The organism is Paraburkholderia caffeinilytica, assembly GCF_046030355.1.
GTDB lineage: Bacteria > Pseudomonadota > Gammaproteobacteria > Burkholderiales > Burkholderiaceae > Paraburkholderia > Paraburkholderia caffeinilytica_B.
The window spans coordinates 1-364 of sequence record NZ_JAQQCQ010000071.1; the positions used below are offsets into that span (position 1 = coordinate 1).

Genomic DNA, 364 nt, shown 5'->3' on the forward strand with positions numbered 1-364 from the left:
GGAAAAAGGCGCACCGCTCACGGTGGACGTGACGGAGGATAAATTCCTGTTTCTGACCGAAACCGGCTCGAAAAGCGTGCCGGTCTGGGCGCTGCCGGATAACTTCAAGAATCACGGCAACTACGTGGTGAGCCTCGCGAACGTCACGCGCTGGCTGGGTCAGCAGGCCGAGGCGCTGGGCGTCGAGATTTTCCCGGGCTTTCCGGCCGCTGAGATCCTGTACAACGATGACGGCTCGGTCAAAGGCGTCGCGACCGGTAATCTGGGCATCGGCAAGGACGGCGAGCCGACCGAGAACTTCCAGCTCGGCATGGAACTGCACGCGAAGTACACGCTCTTCTGCGAAGGCGCGCGCGGGCACCTC

Annotated in this window: 1 protein-coding gene; it reads left to right on the forward strand. The window is 62.6% G+C overall.

Going from position 1 to position 364, the window contains the following annotated elements; genetic code table 11:
- A partial coding sequence (locus tag PQQ95_RS36565) for an NAD(P)/FAD-dependent oxidoreductase (protein ID WP_408447271.1) occupies nucleotides 1–364 on the forward strand: 364 nt, incomplete at both ends.